General features: G+C 67.6%; 17 protein-coding genes. 5 read left to right on the forward strand and 12 right to left on the reverse strand.

Annotated elements, in window-relative coordinates; all coding sequences use genetic code 11:
- Nucleotides 1–10: 10 nt before the first annotated feature.
- Nucleotides 11–847: an urea amidolyase associated protein UAAP1 gene (locus TU34_RS18545; RefSeq protein ID WP_045824395.1), complete on the reverse strand. Its 837-nt coding sequence runs from the start codon at nucleotides 845–847 to the stop codon at nucleotides 11–13.
- Nucleotides 844–2,418 carry an amino acid permease gene (locus TU34_RS18550; RefSeq protein WP_045824396.1) on the reverse strand — a complete coding sequence of 525 codons (1,575 nt, stop codon included), beginning with the start codon at nucleotides 2,416–2,418 and terminating at the stop codon, nucleotides 844–846. The genes TU34_RS18545 and TU34_RS18550 overlap by 4 nt, the downstream gene beginning before the upstream one ends.
- A gap of 165 nt (nucleotides 2,419–2,583) precedes the next feature.
- On the opposite strand from TU34_RS18550, the gene TU34_RS18555 reads away from it, so the two are divergent.
- Nucleotides 2,584–3,201: a TetR/AcrR family transcriptional regulator gene (locus TU34_RS18555; RefSeq protein WP_052689047.1), complete on the forward strand. Its 618-nt coding sequence runs from the start codon at nucleotides 2,584–2,586 to the stop codon at nucleotides 3,199–3,201.
- A 91-nt stretch (nucleotides 3,202–3,292) separates the two neighbouring features.
- The gene (locus TU34_RS18560) at nucleotides 3,293–3,580 is read left to right on the forward strand and encodes a putative quinol monooxygenase (RefSeq protein WP_045824397.1); all 288 of its coding nucleotides are present in this window, start codon (nucleotides 3,293–3,295) and stop codon (nucleotides 3,578–3,580) included.
- Nucleotides 3,581–3,615: 35 nt separating this feature from the next.
- Here TU34_RS18560 and TU34_RS18565 read toward each other — a convergent pair whose 3' ends face one another.
- Together TU34_RS18565 and TU34_RS18570 are read right to left on the reverse strand one after the other, a co-directional pair.
- Nucleotides 3,616–4,224, reverse strand: coding sequence for a TetR/AcrR family transcriptional regulator (locus tag TU34_RS18565; RefSeq protein WP_045824398.1), 609 nt, complete (start codon nucleotides 4,222–4,224; stop codon nucleotides 3,616–3,618).
- 48 nt (nucleotides 4,225–4,272) lie between these two features.
- Nucleotides 4,273–5,775: an aldehyde dehydrogenase family protein gene (locus tag TU34_RS18570; protein ID WP_045824399.1), complete on the reverse strand. Its 1,503-nt coding sequence runs from the start codon at nucleotides 5,773–5,775 to the stop codon at nucleotides 4,273–4,275.
- Nucleotides 5,776–5,894: 119 nt separating this feature from the next.
- Here TU34_RS18570 and TU34_RS18575 point away from each other — a divergent pair, with 119 nt between their 5' ends.
- Together TU34_RS18575 and TU34_RS18580 are read left to right on the forward strand one after the other, a co-directional pair.
- A complete protein-coding gene (locus TU34_RS18575) occupies nucleotides 5,895–6,281 on the forward strand; it encodes a hypothetical protein (RefSeq protein ID WP_045824400.1) in 387 nt (128 codons plus the stop codon).
- Nucleotides 6,282–6,647: 366 nt separating this feature from the next.
- Complete coding sequence (locus TU34_RS18580) at nucleotides 6,648–8,162, forward strand: HNH endonuclease signature motif containing protein (protein WP_052689048.1); 1,515 nt, start codon at nucleotides 6,648–6,650, stop codon at nucleotides 8,160–8,162.
- 295 nt (nucleotides 8,163–8,457) lie between these two features.
- On the opposite strand, the gene TU34_RS18585 is transcribed toward TU34_RS18580, so the two are convergent.
- From TU34_RS18585 to TU34_RS18595, 3 genes are read right to left on the reverse strand one after another with little or no spacing between them, the layout of a single operon-like run.
- A complete protein-coding gene (locus TU34_RS18585) occupies nucleotides 8,458–9,612 on the reverse strand; it encodes an acetyl-CoA C-acetyltransferase (protein WP_045824401.1) in 1,155 nt (384 codons plus the stop codon).
- A 17-nt stretch (nucleotides 9,613–9,629) separates the two neighbouring features.
- Complete coding sequence (locus tag TU34_RS18590; RefSeq protein ID WP_045824402.1) at nucleotides 9,630–10,442, reverse strand: SDR family oxidoreductase; 813 nt, start codon at nucleotides 10,440–10,442, stop codon at nucleotides 9,630–9,632.
- Nucleotides 10,439–11,692, reverse strand: a complete 1,254-nt coding sequence (locus tag TU34_RS18595; RefSeq protein ID WP_045824403.1) for an acyl-CoA dehydrogenase family protein — start codon at nucleotides 11,690–11,692, stop codon at nucleotides 10,439–10,441. Before TU34_RS18595 ends, TU34_RS18590 begins: the two co-directional genes overlap by 4 nt.
- A gap of 66 nt (nucleotides 11,693–11,758) precedes the next feature.
- On the opposite strand from TU34_RS18595, the gene TU34_RS18600 reads away from it, so the two are divergent.
- Complete coding sequence (locus TU34_RS18600) at nucleotides 11,759–13,357, forward strand: FadD3 family acyl-CoA ligase (RefSeq protein ID WP_045824404.1); 1,599 nt, start codon at nucleotides 11,759–11,761, stop codon at nucleotides 13,355–13,357.
- A gap of 18 nt (nucleotides 13,358–13,375) precedes the next feature.
- Here TU34_RS18600 and TU34_RS18605 read toward each other — a convergent pair whose 3' ends face one another.
- From TU34_RS18605 to panD, 5 genes are all read right to left on the reverse strand, one after another.
- Complete coding sequence (locus TU34_RS18605; protein WP_045824405.1) at nucleotides 13,376–13,705, reverse strand: histone-like nucleoid-structuring protein Lsr2; 330 nt, start codon at nucleotides 13,703–13,705, stop codon at nucleotides 13,376–13,378.
- A 155-nt stretch (nucleotides 13,706–13,860) separates the two neighbouring features.
- Nucleotides 13,861–15,369: a lysine--tRNA ligase gene (gene lysS / locus TU34_RS18610; RefSeq protein WP_045824406.1), complete on the reverse strand. Its 1,509-nt coding sequence runs from the start codon at nucleotides 15,367–15,369 to the stop codon at nucleotides 13,861–13,863.
- 24 nt (nucleotides 15,370–15,393) lie between these two features.
- A complete protein-coding gene (locus TU34_RS18615; protein ID WP_150116603.1) occupies nucleotides 15,394–15,834 on the reverse strand; it encodes a rhodanese-like domain-containing protein in 441 nt (146 codons plus the stop codon).
- Between the two features lie 88 nt (nucleotides 15,835–15,922).
- Nucleotides 15,923–16,756: a type III pantothenate kinase gene (locus TU34_RS18620; RefSeq protein WP_045824407.1), complete on the reverse strand. Its 834-nt coding sequence runs from the start codon at nucleotides 16,754–16,756 to the stop codon at nucleotides 15,923–15,925.
- Nucleotides 16,757–16,762: 6 nt separating this feature from the next.
- Nucleotides 16,763–17,179 carry an aspartate 1-decarboxylase gene (panD, locus tag TU34_RS18625; RefSeq protein WP_045824408.1) on the reverse strand — a complete coding sequence of 139 codons (417 nt, stop codon included), beginning with the start codon at nucleotides 17,177–17,179 and terminating at the stop codon, nucleotides 16,763–16,765.
- Nucleotides 17,180–17,184: the final 5 nt, after the last annotated feature.

A 17,184-nucleotide genomic window follows, 5' to 3' on the forward strand; every position in this document is an offset into this window, starting at 1 on the left:
GCTCCTCTGGTCAGGACGCGGCGAGGACCGCGTCCTCGGAATTGGCCACGGCGCGTCGGTATTCGGGATCGGCGTCGTCGGCGCGGGCGATCAGGTCGGCGAGGTCGGCGTGGGCACGCCAGGCCAGCACCTCGAGCGGACCGGTGTCGAACTCCGGCGCCGGGTCGACCGGGTGTGCGGTGTTGGCGATCGCGACGATGCACGGCATGTGCAGGACGAGGTCGACGCACTTGTCGAGTCCGGCCGACCCCTTCGAGGTGAGGTTCCCGTCGGATTCGACGACGACCCCGTGGAAGAACGACACCGACGGCGCGACGTCTGCTGGGGTGAGTCCGTGTTTCGCGGCGGCGACGGTGAACAGCTCGCGCCCGGCCGGGCTCTGCGAATGGAGTTGTCCCGAACCGTACTTCGCCGCGTTGCCGGCGAGGGTGGTGGTGCCGCAGAGGGCGTCGTGGTGGCCGGAGTCGTCGGCGACCACGGTCGCGAGCACTCGACCCTGGTCGCTCAGCAGGGGGTGCCCCGCGCCGAGGTAGGCCTGCCACGGCACCTTCACGGTGTCGGCGACGTTGAGTCGCTCCCACGGGGCGTCGGCGCGCCACAACAGGAGGTGCGCGCACGCGCTGCCGGTGACGTCGCGCAGACGCAGTCGGGTCCCACGGGCGAGGACCTTGGTGGCGTAGCGACCGCCGGGAACGGTCTCGGCCCACGTCATGGCGTCGGGCGCGACACCGCTCGGAGGCTGCGGCCAGCGCGACGCCGGCACCACCGGCATCGAGTCGGTGATCGCACCCTCCTGCGCGCGTGCGTGCGCCTTGGCCCCGGCGGTGGAGGCGGTCGGCGCGCTCATCGCGACCGCTTCGCGCCGACGAGGGCGTCGGTCGGGACCGGTGCGCCGGGGAGGTTGCGGACCCGGAGGTAGGCCGCGGCCCCGACGACGAGGGTGAGCGCCACGAAGATGATCGCGAAATAGTGCAGGAACCACGATGTGCCGTCGGGGTCGTACACCTCGGCGCGCGGCCAGGCGATGTTGATCATCAGCAGCGTGCCCATCACGACGGCGATGACGTTGACGAGGATCCCCCATCGACCGAGATCGAAGACCGGGCGACCGAAGCTCAGGCTGGTGCCGCGCAGCCGGTGGATCAGCGCGGGGATCGTGACCATGAGGTAGGCGATGTAGACGATGACCACCGAGACGCTGGTGATGGCGGCGAACACGCCGGCCTGACCAAGGTTGACCAGCAGGACCGCGATCGCCAGTGCGCTCACCACGATGCCGGTGTTGACCGGGGTCCCGGTGCGGGAGTTGACCTTCGCCAGGAACGATCCGAACGGGAGTCGGTTGTCACGGGCCATGGAGAACATGACGCGTGACGCCGAGGCCTGGATGGCGAGGGTGGCCGAGAAGATGGCGATCGCGACGATCGTCAGCAGGGTCTTTCCCATCCAGGTGTCGAGCTGGCTCGTGATCACCCAGGCGATGCCGTCGGCGGACAGCTCCGGGGCACCCAGCGAGGGGGCCGCCATCAGCGCGCCGAGGATCATCAGGCCGCCGCCGATGAACGAGACGAGCAACGCGTTCACGATCGCCTTGGGCGCGGTGCGGCGCGGGTCGCGGGTCTCCTCGGACAGCTCTGCAGCAGAGTCGAATCCGTACATCACGTAGGCGGCCATCAGCATCGAGGCGAGGAACCCCGGCAGGTAGCCCAGACCCGTAGTGTGACCTCCGGTGTCGAGGACGGCCTGCGCGGGCGTGCGCTCGGAGTGGACGAACATGAGCACCACGAGCAGGACCACACCGATGATCTCGATGGTGACGCCGATGATGGTGATGCGGCCCATGAACGACACACCCACGGCGCTGATGACGGTGCACAGCGCAATCGTGATGCTGCCCAGGATGATCGCGTTCGTTGCGCCCGAGACCGACGCGAGCGCGGTGTCGCTGCCGACGAGTTGGAAGCCCGACCAGATCGACGGGAGCACACTCTGCATCGCGATCGCCAGCGCCGAGACGCTCACGATGTAACCGATCAGCATGAACCACCCGGCGAACCAGCCGACCCCGTCGCCGGCCAGGCGCCGCGACCACTGATAGATGGCACCGGCGACCGGGAACTTGCCCGACAGTTCGGCGAACACCAGGCAGACGCAGAACTGGCACACGAACACGATCGGCCAGGTGAAGAAGAAGCTCGGCCCACCGAGCCCGAATCCTAGTGCGAACAGGGCGAACACGGTGGTGAGGATGGACACGAAGGAGAACCCGGAGGCGAAGGCGGCGTATCCGCCGATGCCTCGGTGCAGTTCCTGGGTGTAGCCGAGCTGCGAAAGAGCCTCGGCGTCGGCGGCCGAGGAGTACTGCTGCCCGCCGTCGTCTCGTGCGGCGGCGGTGGTGGGTGGTTCGAGGGCGGTCATGTCAGCACTCCTGTGTCTCGTGCCCGCTGCATCACCGGAGCGGTTTTCTATCGGATGATCGAAATGTAACGACCTCCGGGTTTCCGGCGGTTTCGCGTCTGTGAACACCGTGTCAACGAGTGCTCACCGCCGAGGCGACCGCTGTTCGGCAGTAACCTCGGGCGGGTGAGCATCCGTCAGCCCGCCACGACGGGACCCGGTCGACCGCGCCTGGTGGCGCAGCGCCGCGTCGGCGGCAACCCGCGCGAGGAGATCCTCGACGCGGCCGGGGAACTGTTCACCACACAGGGTTTCGCGGGTACGTCGACCCGCGCGATCGCCGAGGCGGTGGGACTACGCCAGGCGTCGCTCTACCACCACTTCGGGACCAAGGAGGACATCCTCGCGGCACTCCTACAGGAGACCGTCTCCCCCACCATGGACTTCGCGCTCGCGCTGGATCCCGAGGCCGACGCGTGGGACCGGATGACCGACCTGGTCCGCTTCGACGTCGACCAGCTCGTCACGTCGCGATGGAACCTCGGCGCCCTGTACCTGTTGCCCGACGTGCGCGGTGAGCGGTTCGAGGACTTCCGGTCGGCACGCCTCGCCCTGCGCGACGTCTACGCGGCGATCGCCGGCGAGATCGTGGGCCACGACGACCCGCGCACCGCCGTGCCGTTCCGCCTGGTGGAGTCGGTGATCGCCCTGCGGTCCGACGGCGAGCTTGGCGCCAACGAGGCGGCCGGTCGTGCCGCCGTCACCGATCTCGTCGTCGACGCGGTGCTGCGGATCCTGCGCTGAGCCACTCGCGCCCCACGCATCCGCGCGACCGGTACGTTCGAGGCGAAGGTGCGGCGTCCGCCGAGACCTCGAGCGCGAAGGAGCGTTGTCGATGAGCGATCTGCATGTGGTGGCGACCATCCCGGCCAAGCCCGGATTCGAGAAGGAGGTCGGAGACGCACTCGCCGAGCTCGCCGCCGCGACCCGCGACGAGCCTGGCTGCATCTCCTACGACCTCTACGAATCACAGGCCGAGCCGGGCACTTTCGTCACCGTCGAGCTGTGGAAGGCGCAGTCCGATCTCGACGCCCACATGGCCTCGCCGCACCTGACCGCGGCCATGGGCAAGGTCGGCGAGCATCTCGGCGCACTCAAGATCCACCCACTCACCGCGAAGTAGCGGCGCGGCCCGCTGATCGGGCGACCAGTGATCGATCAGCGCGGGACGAGTCCGTGCAGGACGACGCCGAGATACTGATCGGCCACCGTCTGCGCGGGCATCGTCCCGCCCGGCCGGTACCACCGCACGGCCACCCACACGGTGTCGCGGAGAAAGCGGTAGACCAGCTCGACGTCGAGATCGGCGCGAAAAGTGCCGTCGCGCACGCCCTTGGCCAGGATCGTCTCCCACAGTCCGCGGAACTCGCGATTGCGTTCGGCGATGTAGCCGAACCGTTCCAGCGACGACAGGCGCTTGGCCTCGTCCTGATAGATGGCCACCGCGTGGTGGTCGCGATCGATCGACTCGAACGACGCGACCACCAACTGGGTCAGGGCATCGTCGGCGGGCGGATCGGCGTCCACGATCTCGTGATAGCGCGCGAACAGGTCGTCGAGGAACTGCCGCAGGATCTCGTCGACCATCGACTCCTTGGAGTCGAAGTGGTGATACAGACTGCCCGACAGGATGCCCGCCGCGTCGGCGATGTCGCGGACGGTGGTGGTGCGCAGACCCTGCTCGGCGAACATGCGCCCGGCGAGGGCGAGCAGCTCGTCGCGTCGTGACGAGGCCACGGGCGGCCACCTTCCCGATCGAGGGTCGATCGCATCGACCCTAGCAAGCGCTCGGTTTGGTGACCTGCCCGTCGGCGGTCAGCGGTTCTTGCGCGTCGCCCGTCGCGTGATCCACTTCCACATCGACAGCTGCAGATTCGTCGAACGGCTGTCCATGGAGGTGAACGGCGCCGACATCAACTGCCCGAAGCTGATCGGCATCCGCGAGTGGGTGACCGCGCGGGCGTGCGAGAACGTCGCGAAGCCGAATTTCCCGTGATAGCTGCCCATTCCGCTGCCGCCGACACCGCCGAACGGGAGTTCGGCGCTGAGCAGGTTGAGCGCGAAGTCGTTGCCGTTCACCGATCCCGAGCGCGTGGACCGCTGCAGCGCCTCGTACCGCTCGTTGTCGGGGCCGAACCAGTAGATGGTCAGCGGGTGTCCGTGGCCGTTGATGTGGTCGACGGCCTCGGAGAGGTCACGGTAGGGATAGAGCGTCAGCACGGGGCCGAAGACCTCGTCCTCCTCGATCTTCATCCCCGCCTTCACACCGGTCAGCACTGTCGGCGGGATCTTGCGCGCGTCGGCGTCGGGCAGCTTCTCACCCGGCGGGACCACCTGCCGCTTGGTGGCGCCGAGGCTGACGGCGTCGTCGATGAGATCGACGATGCGCGTGTAGTTCTTCTCGTTGACCGTCGAGGTGAACTGCTCGTTGTGCAGGATCGAGGGGTAGTTCTGTCGCCACCGCGCGACGATGAGATCGGTGAAGCGCTGCAGGTGGGCCTCGGGCACGAAGGCGTAGTCGGGGCAGAGGCAGACCTGGCCGCTGTTGACCATACGGGCGTCGGCGAGACGCTTGGCCGCGTCGGCGATATCGGCGGCGACGTCGATCACGACCGGGTTCTTGCCACCGAGCTCGAGGGTGACCGGCACCAGGTTGCGGCCGGCCTCGGTGGCGACCGAGGCGCCCACCCCGGGCGAACCGGTGAAGAACATGTGGTCGACCTTGAGCTTCGCGAAGTCCGAGCCCGAACCGTGTGCGCCGGTGAGGACCGCGAACTCCTCCAGCGAGAAGTAGTCAGGCGCGTGCTTCGCCAGCACCGCGGTGGTGCGGGCGGTCACCGACGAGGGCCGCATCATCACCCGGTTGCCGGCCGCGAACGCCGAGCCGGCCGGGACCACGGTCAGCTGCAACGGGAAGTTCCAGGGGCCCATGATGCCGACGACGCCGAGCGGGTCGTGCCGGATGCGCTGCGAGAACCCGGCGACGGCCATCGACTTCGCGACCTTCTCGGTGCGCATCCACTGTGCGACGTGCTTGCGCTGATGGGCGAGGTCGATCATGCAGCCGGCCACGTCGGTGGCGATCGAGAGGTCGCGCGGTCGGGTGCCGAAGTCGGCGTCGAGCGCCTCGGCGATCTCCTCGGCGTTGTCGAGCAACAGGGCCGACAGTCGGTTGATCCGGTCGATACGGGTGGCCGCGTCGGGGATGCCGTCGCGCAGGAAGGCCGCGCGCTGCAGTTCGAGGAGCTCGTCGAGCGACCGCTCGTCGGCCGACCGGAAATGCGCGGCCGGGGCCTTCTGCGTGCTGGGTGTGCTCATGCGGGTCGATCTCCTTCGATCCTTCAATGAAACAAACTCATCGATGTGTTGCTTTGCAGTATGCGCCACATCACACCTCCCGCGCCACCGGGTGGGCTCGGACCGTAGAGTTCGGCCTCATGAGAGACCTGCTCCCGGTGATCGGTCTGTGGTCGCTCGCGGTCGGCGCGCTGTCCGGTTTCGCGATGGTGCTCGTCGTCGACAAACCGCAGTACCTGCACAAGGTCGGCATCAAGCACCACCGTCGCGTGTTCCAGACGCACCTCGACTGGATCCTCATGGGCCTGCTGCTGATCGCCGTCGGACTCGTCGCGACCGACACCCCCGCATGGGTCCTGGTGCTCGTCACCATCGGCGCGATCGTCAACCCGCTGCTGTTCGTGCCGCTCGCCTTCGAGGAGAAGATCCAGGAGACGCTCGCCTACCGCACCGCGTCAGGACTCTCGTTCGTGTCGCTGTCGGCGGGCCTCGTCGCCGTCGCCATCGCGCAGACCATCGCCTACTGATCGACGAATGGCTGACTGTGTGGAAACGGCCGTCGAGAGCGTGACCCGCGGTTGCTGACTGCGTGGAAACGGCCGTCGAGAGCGTGACCCGCGGTTGCTGACTGTGTGGAAACGGTCGTCGAGTGCGTGACCCGCGGTTTGCTGACTGTGTGGAAACGGTCGTCGAGTGTGCTGGCAGCGTGACGCGCGCCGACGACGAGACAACGCACACTCGGCGGCCGGCTTCCGCACCGTCAGCGGCAGTAGAACGCAACCACCCACCCGAAATACACTCACGCCCAACACTATTCACTGAAATCAATCACCCACACCTCGAGCATGCGTGCTAGAATAGACGTACAGTCACACCTGGGGAGGGGGCAGTCCGTGAGCGATCTCGTGGCGAAATACGCTGCCCTACAGGCCCTTGTCGACGAGATCGCCAAGGAGACCTCGGACGCCTGCGACGACGAAACCGTCGCACAACTGGCGATCACCCACCAGACCGTTGTCCGCCAATTCGAATCCATCGGTAACCAGCGGATCCTCGAGGTCTCCGACCGCGACGCCCACCGCACCGTCGGATGCGTGACCATCACCGAATTCCTCCAGACGAAACTCCGCATCACTTACCCCAAGAAGCGGTTACAGACGGTGCAGGCGTTGGAACCGCTACTTACGATGACCGGGGAGAAGCTGCCGCCGGTGTGCCCGAACACGGCTCGCGAGTTGGCCGCCGGAACGATCGGGCCCGATCACGTGCATGCGGTTCTCGACGTGATGAAGAAGATCCCGTCAGCGGTCGATGCCGAGCGTCGTGCGTTCGCCGAACAGACTCTCGCCGAGTTCGCGACGACGTTGACGCCGAAAGAGATCACCGCGGCCGGTGTGCGGATCCTCGCGCATCTCGATCCCGACGGGCAACTGACCGACGACCGCGACCGGGCACGCAACCGGAACCTGAACCTCGGTTGCCAGGACTCGCAGCTGATGTCGAAACTCACCGCCACGCTCGATCCGATCACGCGTGCTCTCTTCGATGTGGTGTTGGCGAAGTGGGCGGCGCCCGGTATGAACAACCCCGACGACGACCGGTCCCCTATCGGTGACGGCAGTGACATCGATCCCGACCTGCTCCGCGAGGCCGCTGATCGGGATTGCCGTTCGCAGAGTCAGCGGAACCATGACGCGTTGAAGGCCCTGCTGGATGCCGCGGTGAACGGTGGACTCCTCGGTGGGTCGCATCGGGGGTTGCCGCCGCAGATCATCGTCTCCATCACCGACGCACAATTACGCGAACACGCCGGTGTGGCGCGCACCGCCACAGGCAGCGACCTCCCCATTAGCGATGTCGTGAAGCTGGCCGCCGACGCCCAACCGCATCTCGCGGTGTTCGACAACGTCACCAATGAGCCGTTGTACTTCGGCCGCGGCCGGCGCCTCGCGTCGCAGGCGCAACGGTTGATGGCCTTCGCCGAGTACAAGGGTTGTAGCAAAGACGACTGTCGTGTCCCGTTCGCCCACACCGAAATGCACCACGCGGAGACCGATTGGGCCGACGGCGGACTCACCGATGCCACCCACATGGCACCCGCCTGCGGACGCCACAACCGGGCCGTCGGACCTGAACCCCACCAGTGGACGACCGAAAAGATCACCGCCGGCCCCGACCGGGGACGGTATGGCTGGCGACGCAACACCGACCCACCGGAGATGCTCCGCGCCAACCGCCTATACCGTATCGACGAACTGCTACAACAGCATTCGACGAGTAATGACCCGTGGGCCGAACCTCCAGACGTCGACGAACCATCGCCACCGATCCCCGATGTCGAACACCCGCGAGTGTCACGCTTCGACATCGTCTGGCCCCGGGCTCCGCTCTACCCCACTGCCTCGTAGCTCGTTGCGTTCTACCGCCGCTGACTGTGCGGAAAGTCGTCGTCGAGTGTGCGCTGTCCGGCTGTCGACTCACGCAATGCGGTGAGCACACTCGACTGAACTTTCCACACACTCAGCCCCACCACCCGACTCCAAGTGCGACACAGTCCGCCGGGTCGCTCGAGCCATGCCCGGGGCGGTGTTCCGACTGCTACCCCTGTGGCGATACATCCTCGTGTGGCACAAACCGAGATAGTCAGTTGCCCAACTGCGGTCGTTACCTGCCCAACTGCGGGCGTTACGTGCCCAACTGGCGTCAGAGTCTCTCGATGATGGTGACGTTCGCGGTCCCGCCGCCCTCACACATCGTCTGGAGGCCGTAGCGGCCGCCGGTGCGCTCGAGTTCGTTCAGCAGGGTCGAGAAGAGTTTCGCGCCGGTGGCACCGAGGGGGTGGCCCAGGGCGATGCCGCCGCCGTTCGGGTTGACCCGGGCGGGATCGGCGCCGGTCTCCTTCAGCCAGGCCAGCACGACCGGAGCGAACGCCTCGTTGATCTCGACGACATCGATGTCGTCGATCGACAATCCGGTCTTCTCCAGCGCCCACTTCGTCGCGGGGATCGGAGCCGAGAGCATCATCACCGGGTCGTCACCGCGCACCGACAGGTGGTGGATCCGGGCGCGCGGGGTGAGGCCGTGCTGCTTCAGAGCCGCCTCAGACACGACCAGCGTGGCCGCGGCGCCGTCGCAGATCTGTGACGCGACAGCCGCGGTCAGCGACGATCCCTCGGCCAAGACCTTGAGCCCGGCCATCGTCGAGAGCGAGGTCTCGCGGGGACACTCGTCGACGACGCACTCCCCCATCGCCACGGTCTCCTTCTCGAAACGACCCTCGGCGATGGCGGCCAGCGCACGCTGATGCGACTGCAGCGCCCACCCCTCCATGTCCCCGCGGCTGATCTCCCACCGCTTGGCCATCATGTCCGCACCGGTGAACTGTGAGATGTCGGCGTCGCCGAACCGTTCGGCCCAGCCGTTCGATCCGCTGAACGGGGTGTCGAACCCGTACTCGCGCCCGGCGAGCATCGCCGACGAGATCGGGATGGCGCTCATGTTCTGGATGCCGCCGGCGAGCACCACGTCCTGGGTTCCGCTCATCACCGCCTGGGCGGCGAAATGGATTGCCTGCTGTGATGATCCGCACTGACGGTCGACGGTGGTGCCGGGAACGCCCAACGGCTGACCGGCCGCGAGCCACGCCGAACGGGCGATGTTGCCGGCCTGCGGTCCGATGGTGTCGACGCACCCGAAGATGACGTCGTCGACGACATTCGGATCGATGCCGGTGCGCTCGAGGACGGCGTTGATGACGTGGGCACCCATGTCGGCGGGGTGCGTCTTCGCCAGCGACCCGTTGCGTTTGCCGACCGGGGTCCGGATGGAGTCGACGATGTAGGCCTGCGGTTGTGACATCGAGAATTCCTTTTCGCTCAGGCGCGTTGGCTGGAGATCGAGACGATCTCGCCGGTCAGGTAGGTGGTGTAGTCGCTGGCGAGCATCGCGATGGTGGCGGCGATCTCCCACACCTCCGCGGCCCGGCCGTACGCCTCCCGGGAGGCCAGTTCGTCGAGCAGTTCGTCGCTGGTCACCTTGGCCAGGAACGGGTGCTTCGCGATCGACGGCGCCACGGCGTTGATGCGCACGCCGTACTCGGCCGCCTCGATCGCCGAGCACCGGGTCAAAGCCATCACACCGGCTTTCGCTGCGGCGTAATGGGATTGACCCTTCTGCGCCCGCCAGCCGAGCACCGAGGCGTTGTTGACGATGACACCACCGTGGGGCACCGAGGCGAAATACCGCAGCGCCGCGCGGGTGGCGCGGAAGGTGCTGTTCAGCGTGATGTCGAGGACGCGGTCCCACGCCTCGTCGGTCATCTCGACGATCGGCGTCTCACCACCGAGGCCGGCGTTGTTGACCAGGACGTCGATCCGGCCGAGTTCGCGGGCTGCGGCAGCGATGAGCTCGTCGACCTGGCTGGTCTCGGAGACGTCGCAGACCGCCTGGGCCACGGTCTGATCCGGGAACTCGCCCACGAGTTTCTCGACGGTCTCACCGAGCCGGCGCTCATGGAAGTCGCTGACGAGGACGTCGGCGCCCTCGAGCAGCGCACGACGTGCGGTGGCGAAACCGATGCCGGTCCCCGCCGCTGCGGTCACCACGACCTTGCGGCCCGCGAGCAGTCCGTGCCCGGGGATCTCCGCGGGCGGCTGCGACAGATCCACGGGCGACAGATCAGAAGTCATGGTCGCGCCTCTCGCGGCAGGCCGAGCACCCGTTCGGCGATGATGGTGCGCTGGATCTCGTTCGAGCCACCGTAGATGGTGTCGGCGCGGGTGAAGAGGAACAACCGTTGCCAGGGCCCAAGTTCGACACGTTCGGGGGTGGTGATGTCGTTCGCGACGCCCTCGCTGGTGTGGTCGGGGGCGATGAGCGCCGAAGCCCCCGAGATGGCCATCGCGAGTTCGCCGAGGTCGCGGTGCCAGTTGGCCCACAGCAACTTCGACACCGACGCCTGGCCGCCGGCGCCTCCGGTGTCGACTGTGGCGAGGGTGCGCAGGGCGTGGGCGCGCATCACCTGCAGGCCCACGTGCGCGGACACCAGTCGCCCGCGGATGTCGGGATCGGACGCGGCGCCGGTGGCCTTCGCCAGGTCGATCAGTCGGTCGAGTTCCCGGGCGAAGCCGACCTGCTGGCCGAGGGTCGAGACGCCGCGCTCGAACTCGAGGAGTCCCATCGCGACCTTCCACCCGTCGCCCGGCGCACCGACGATGAGGTCGGCGTCGGTGACGGCATCGTCGAAGAAGACCTCGTTGAACTCCGATGTGCCGGTGAGCTGTTGGATGGGCCGCACGGTGATGCCGGGCTGGTCGAGCGGCACCAGCAGGAAGCCGAGGCCGTGGTGGCGCGTCGACCCGCGCTCGACACGGCACAGCACGAACACCCACTGCGCGACGTGGGCGAGTGAGGTCCAGATCTTCTGGCCGTTGATGACCCAGCGACCGTCTTCGAGCCGTGCGGTGGTGGACACGTTCGCGAGATCGGATCCGGCGCCGGGTTCGGAGTACCCCTGGGCCCACAGCTCGGAGACGTCGGCGATCGGTGGGAGGAACCGTTCCTTCTGGGCGTCGGTGCCGAAGGCGATGAGCGTGGGACCCAGCAGTTCCTCACCGAGGTGGTTGACCCGTGCCGGGGCGTCGGCGCGGGCGTACTCGGTGTGGAACGCGATGCGCTGGGCGAGAGTGGCGTTGCGGCCGCCGTGTTCGGTCGGCCAACCGAGGCAGGTCCAGCCCGCGCGGGCCAGGTGCCGGTCCCAGTCGAGGCGTCGGTGAAAGAACTCGTGTTCGCTTCCCGGTCCGCCACGTCCGACGAGGGACGCGAACTCCCCGGTCAGGTTCTCGCGGAGCCAGGTGCCGACCGACGACGCGAAGTCGTCCACCGATCCCGGATGTCGACCCAGGTCGACACCTCGGTCGGCAAGATTGGTCGCAGTCATGAGCCCTAGCGTAACCTACCAAGCACTTGCTTGTTTTTGCTGTCTCGTGACCCGAAGGAGAGCCGCGTGACGAATCACCAGACCAGCGTGGCCGCACTGCGCGCGGTCGCCGCCGAGCACCCCGACGGTGTCGCGATCGTCGACGACCAGTGGGGCGAGGACGTCACGCTGACCTGGTCGCAGTTGCTGGCGGCGGTCCGCACGTTCGCCGGAGCGCTCGTCGAGAACGGCGTCGCGGCGGGCGATCGGGTCGCGATCTGGTCGCCCAACAGCGCGCACTGGCCGGTCGCGGCACTCGGGGCGCACTACGCGGGCGCGACACTGGTCCCGTTGAACACCCGCTACACCGCCACCGAGGTCGTCGACGTGCTCGTGCGCACCCATGCGCGCGCCCTGGTGGTGGCCGGGACGTTCCTCGGCACCGATCGGCTCGCCGCGGTGACCGAACAGGTCGACCTCGGCGCCGACACCGACGTGCGGGTCGCGGTCCGGATCCGACTCGACGACCAGCCACACGCCACGGTCGACCACAGCCGAGGCGCGGGGATCGACTGGGACGACTTCCTGGCCGGCGCGACCGACGGGTCGCGTGCGCAGGCCGACACCCGCGCCGACGCGGTCGCGCCGGAGGACCTGTCGGACATCCTGTTCACGTCGGGCACCACCGGGCGCAGCAAGGGCGTGTTGGCCGAGCACCGGCAGTCGATGGCCGGTGCGTACGCGTGGGGCGCGAACGGGCGACTCTCCCCCGACGACCGCTACCTGATGGTCAATCCCTACTTCCACACGTTCGGCTACAAGGCCGGCATCCTCGCGTGCACGCTGTTCGCGACCACGATGGTGCCGCTCGCGGTCTACAGCGCCCCGGCGGCGATGACCGCCGTGGAACGACACCGGGCGACGGTGTTCCCGGGAGCGCCGACCATCTTCCAGACCATCCTCGACGACCCGGGCCGGTCGGCCGCGGATCTGTCGTCGCTGCGACTGGTCGTCACCGGCGCGGCGATCGTGCCGGTGGTGCTCGTCGAACGCATCCAGCGCGACCTCGGGGTCGACACCGTCATCACCGCCTACGGGCTGAGCGAGGCGAGTGGGTTCGTGTCGACGTGCACTCCCTCCGACGACGACCTGACCGTCGCCACGACGTGCGGGCGGGCGTTCGAGGGCATGGAGATAACACTGTCGGATGCCGGTGAGGTGCTCACCCGCGGCGCGATGGTGATGCGGGGTTACCTCGACGACCCCGTCGCGACGGCCGAGGCCATCGACGTCGACGGATGGCTGCACACCGGTGACATCGGCACCCTCGACGACCGGGGAAATCTGTCGATCACCGACCGACTCAAGGACATGTACATCTGCGGCGGTTTCAACGTCTACCCCGCCGAGGTCGAACAGACCTTGACACGCATCGCCGACGTGACCGAGGCCGCGGTCGTGGGAGTACCCGACGAACGACTCGGAGAAGTCGGGCGGGCATTTCTCACGGTGCGATCAGGTGCGACCATCGACGTCGACTACGTGATCGAACACTGCCGTTCCACTTTGGCGAATTTCAAGATCCCACGCAGCGTGGTGGTGATCGATGAATTCCCGCGTAACGCGGCCGGAAAGATTCTGAAACGCGAACTTCTCGGCAGGACAGCGAATTCCGGGGCGAAATAGTCCGGTCGAAAGAGGCGGTCAGTGCGCCGCGTTGTAGAGCTCGACGATGTCGCCCGACACCCGGCCCCGCGCCGACACACCGTGTCCGTTACGACGTGCCCACTCGCGGATCGCGGCGCTCTGGCCTGCGTCGACACCGGTCGATGCGGACGAGCGGCCTCGACGCTTCCCGCCGACCCGGCGCGCGTGCTCGACCCACGTGTCGATCTCGGCGCGCAGGCGTGCCGCGTTCTCGGCGGAGAGATCGATCTCGTAGCTGATCCCGTCGATGCCGAATTCCACGGTCTCGTCGGCCGATGCGCTCTCGTCGACGTCATCCACCAGGGTGACCGTCACCTTTTTCGCCATCTCGCTGCCCCCACCATGAATTGTTCGATTCGTTATTGCCGCGGGCGGGCAGGGAGAACACTGGTGAGTGCCCCCGGTTACAGCCCCCCGGCCGAAACCCACTGTAACCACATATCGGGGGTACGACAATTGTCATCGGGTGATGACTGCGGCATTCATTCGTTCGGCTTCACGAACGGAAACAGGATTGTCTCCCGGATTCCCAATCCCGTCAGCGCCATGAGAAGTCGGTCGATACCCATTCCCGTGCCGGTGGTCGGCGGCATTCCGTGTTCCATCGCGGTGAGGAATTCCTCGTCGAGGACCATCGCCTCGTCGTCCCCGGCCGACGCGAGTCGCGCCTGATCGACGAATCGCTCCCGCTGGATCACGGGGTCGATCAGCTCCGAGTAGCCCGTGGCCAGTTCGAATCCACGGACATAGAGGTCCCACTTCTCGACCACGCCGGGGATCGAGCGGTGATCGCGGGTGAGCGGCGAGGTCTCGACCGGGAAATCGCGGACGAAGAACGGGCGGTCGATGTGCCTGCCCACCTGGTCCTCCCACAATTCCTCGACGAGCTTGCCGTGCCCGTATCCCTTGTCGCGCGGAACGGCCAGGCCGACCTTCTCGGCCAGTGCCAACAGGGTCGGCACCGAAGTCTCCGGGGTGATCTCGGTACCGACCGCCTCCGACAGCGACGGGTACATCGAGATCGTCAGCCACTCACCGGACAGGTCGTAGACCGTGCCGTCGGCGAGCGTGGGGGTCAGGGTGCCCAGCGCCCGCTGCGCCACGTCCTGCACCAGTTCACGGGTCATCACCGCCGAATCGTCGTAGGTGCCGTAGGCCTGATAGGTCTCCAGCATCGCGAACTCGGGCGAATGCGTGGAGTCGATGCCCTCGTTGCGGAAGTTGCGGTTGATCTCGAAGACGCGCTCGAGTCCGCCCACCACGCAGCGCTTGAGGAACAACTCCGGCGCGATCCGCAGGTACATGTCGATGTCGAGGGCGTTGGAGTGGGTGACGAACGGGCGGGCCGCGGCGCCGCCGTGTTGGGCCTGCAGCATCGGCGTCTCGACCTCGATGAAGTCTCGCTCGGCGAGAGCCGCACGGAGCTCGCGGATCACCGCGACACGGGTGCGGGCCGTCTCGCGGGCGGACGGACGGACGATGAGGTCGACGTACCGCTGGCGGACGCGCGCCTCCTCGCTGAGTTCCTTGTGCGCGACGGGCAACGGCCGCAACGCCTTCGAGGCGATCTGCCAGGCATCGGCCATCACGCTGAGCTCGCCGGTGCGCGAGCTGATCACCTCGCCGTGGACGTAGACGAAGTCACCGAGATCGACATCGCTCTTCCATGCGGCGAGCGCCTCCTCGCCGACACCGTTGTAGCTGATCATCACCTGCAGCTGGGTCCCGTCGCCCTCCTGCAGGGTGCCGAAACACAGCTTTCCCTTGTTGCGCACGAACATCACGCGTCCGACGACGCCCACCTGTGTGCCGGTGGCGTGGTCGACGGGCAGGTCGGGGTGCTCGGCACGCACCTGCGCGAGTGAGTGCGTGCGCGGGATCGACACGGGGTACGCCTGGCCGCCGTCGGCGAGGATCCGGGCGCGCTTCTCACGTCGGATGCGCAGCTGCTCGGGCAGGTGGTCGATGTTGTCGGGCGAAGTGTCGGTCACCCGCACGACCCTATCGGCACCCGATCAGTGGGCCGAGATCACCGCGAGGTCGCGGCGCTGCGATGCGCTCAGCGGTCGATGACCGAGGTCACGGGTGCTCCGCAGGGCGCGGTGGCCGCCGAGCAGGAACCGGGCACCCGGTACCCCACGGGCGTGCAGGTGCCAGGTGAGCCACTCGGCGTCGTGCCCGTCGGCGCCGACGAGCACCCAGCGGGTGTCGGCGGTGATGCCGCGCAGCGATTCGGCGGTGTCGGGGACGAGGCGGTCGACGACGATCGCGGCGTCGATCGCCAGCGCGCCGGCGATCACGCCGTGGGTGTCACGCTCACGCTGATCGCGGATGTCGACGACGCGGTGACCTGCGGCGACGGCCGGGGAGAACTCGTCGACGCGGAGCGACAGGACGCCGATACGACGCGTGGTGACGGGATGGGAGATGTGCGCACGGGGTGCCAGGACAGGCATGTGGGATACCTCGAGGTGAGATGTGGGGACAGCAGGAGTCGATGAGGGCTTTCTCAGCCCCGACAACACTCCGCGCCACGACACGTCATCACGGGGCAGAGTCTGCCACAGGTCCCCGCTTGCGCGCACGCGCCAGGTCGTTCTGCCGCTCGAACACCAGCCGCAGTCCCTCGAGGGTGAGGTGGCCGTGGTGGACGTCGAGGGTGCGGCACTCGTCGAAGACGAGCGGTGCGAGGTAGCCCGTCGCGACCACGGTCACCTCGTCGGTGTCGGCGAAGCCGGGGATCTCGCGACGCACCCGCGTCACCAGCCCGTCGACCTGCCCCGCGAAGCCGTAGAGGATGCCCGACTGCAGCGCCTCGACGGTGTTCTTGCCGACCACGCTGCGCGGCGGCAGCAGTTCGACGGTGCGCAGGGTGACGGTGCGGGCCGCGAGCGCGTCGACGGCGAGGTCGATGCCGGGGGCGATGGCCCCACCGAGGAACTCCCCCTTCGCCGACACCACGTCGACGAGGGTGGTGGTGCCGAAATCGACGACGATGCAGGCCGTCCCGTACGTGGCGTGCGCGGCGAGCGCGTTGGCGACGCGATCGGTCCCGACCTCCTTGGGATTGTCGACGAGCAGTGCGACACCGGTGCGCAGCCCCGGTTCGAGCAGGACGTGCGGACCTGACCCGAAGTACTTGCCCACCACCACACGCATCTCGCGCAGCAGCGACGGGACCGTGGATAGGCCCACCACCGACACGACGCGATCGACGTCGTCGCCGAGCAGACCCCGCAGGGTGAGGGCGAGTTCGTCGGCGGTCATCCGTGGTTCGGTGCGGATCCGCCAGTCGCGCACCAGGTGTGCGTGATCGCCGCGGCCGGCGAACACGCCGAGGTGGATGTTGGTGTTGCCGACGTCGAGGGCGAGGAGCATCTGACGCTATCCGACGAGTTCGCGGGGATCGAGCAGACCCGACCCGGCCGGCGCGTGGGCCGGGTCGGCGCCGGAGGAGACGATGCGGTTGTCCTCGTCGACGAACACCACGTGGGGACGGTAGGTGGTCAGTTCCTCCGGGCTCAACACGCCGTAGGCGATGATGATGACGAGGTCGCCGGGATGGACGAGATGGGCTGCGGCCCCGTTGATCCCGATCACGCCGCTGCCCCGGGGACCGGCGATGGCGTAGGTCTCGAGGCGGGCGCCGTTGTCGATGTCGACGATGGTGACCTGCTCGCCCTCGAGGATGTCGGCGGCGGTGAGCAGATCGGCGTCGATCGTCACCGAACCGACGTAGTGGAGATCGGCCTGCGTGACCCGTGCGCGGTGGATCTTGGAGGTCATCATGGTGCGGAACATGGTGT

It is taken from the genome of Williamsia herbipolensis (assembly GCF_000964005.1).
Taxonomy (GTDB): Bacteria; Actinomycetota; Actinomycetes; order Mycobacteriales; family Mycobacteriaceae; genus Williamsia_A; species Williamsia_A herbipolensis.

Excerpts from the sequence above, each read along its gene's own strand:
- panD (WP_045824408.1), bottom strand. The coding sequence starts at position 17,179 with ATGTTCCGCACCATGATGACCTCCAAGATCCACCGCGCACGGGTCACG.
- TU34_RS18590 (WP_045824402.1), bottom strand. The coding sequence starts at position 10,442 with ATGACTTCTGATCTGTCGCCCGTGGATCTGTCGCAGCCGCCCGCGGAG.
- TU34_RS18620 (WP_045824407.1), bottom strand. The coding sequence starts at position 16,756 with ATGCTCCTCGCCCTCGACGTCGGCAACACCAACATCCACCTCGGCGTG.
- TU34_RS18570 (WP_045824399.1), bottom strand. The coding sequence starts at position 5,775 with ATGAGCACACCCAGCACGCAGAAGGCCCCGGCCGCGCATTTCCGGTCG.
- TU34_RS18585 (WP_045824401.1), bottom strand. The coding sequence starts at position 9,612 with ATGTCACAACCGCAGGCCTACATCGTCGACTCCATCCGGACCCCGGTC.
- TU34_RS18550 (WP_045824396.1), bottom strand. The coding sequence starts at position 2,418 with ATGACCGCCCTCGAACCACCCACCACCGCCGCCGCACGAGACGACGGC.
- TU34_RS18545 (WP_045824395.1), bottom strand. The coding sequence starts at position 847 with ATGAGCGCGCCGACCGCCTCCACCGCCGGGGCCAAGGCGCACGCACGC.
- TU34_RS18560 (WP_045824397.1), top strand. The coding sequence starts at position 3,293 with ATGAGCGATCTGCATGTGGTGGCGACCATCCCGGCCAAGCCCGGATTC.
- TU34_RS18575 (WP_045824400.1), top strand. The coding sequence starts at position 5,895 with ATGAGAGACCTGCTCCCGGTGATCGGTCTGTGGTCGCTCGCGGTCGGC.
- TU34_RS18615 (WP_150116603.1), bottom strand. The coding sequence starts at position 15,834 with ATGCCTGTCCTGGCACCCCGTGCGCACATCTCCCATCCCGTCACCACG.
- TU34_RS18605 (WP_045824405.1), bottom strand. The coding sequence starts at position 13,705 with ATGGCGAAAAAGGTGACGGTCACCCTGGTGGATGACGTCGACGAGAGC.
- TU34_RS18595 (WP_045824403.1), bottom strand. The coding sequence starts at position 11,692 with ATGACTGCGACCAATCTTGCCGACCGAGGTGTCGACCTGGGTCGACAT.